General features: G+C 63.5%; 1 protein-coding gene. It reads right to left on the reverse strand.

Going from position 1 to position 348, the window contains the following annotated elements; genetic code table 11:
* Nucleotides 1-324: hypothetical protein (locus EN874_RS32635; protein ID WP_210238597.1), on the reverse strand; the 324-nt coding region annotated here is incomplete at its 3' end.
* Nucleotides 325-348: the final 24 nt, after the last annotated feature.

Raw genomic sequence — 348 nt, forward strand, 5'->3', positions numbered from 1 at the left:
CCGATCTCCGGCCGTGTCTCCGGCAGCATGCGCGTGCAGCGCGCGGGTGTCTGGAACAGGCTGCAGTTCAGCTTCAACGGCATCATGTTCCTGCTGCTGGGCGAGCAGTTGCCGGGCATCGTCGAGCGCGCCTTGCAACTCAACCGAGGGCGGCGCGTCAAGGAACACCCAGCGCGGCTGATAGCCCTGGTTTTCATTGCGCAGCGCCACGTCCTTGTTGATCTGCTCCTGCAGTTTCGGCGTGAGCGGCACCTCGCGCATCTGCGCGACGCCGTTGATCGTCGTCCAGCGATGGTAGGTCTTGACCTCGATCGCCTCGATCACATCCTGGCTCTTGAAGACTGGAGC

Origin of the sequence: Mesorhizobium sp. M1D.F.Ca.ET.231.01.1.1 (assembly GCF_003999155.2) — a bacterium.
In the GTDB taxonomy this organism is placed as follows: Bacteria; Pseudomonadota; Alphaproteobacteria; order Rhizobiales; family Rhizobiaceae; genus Mesorhizobium.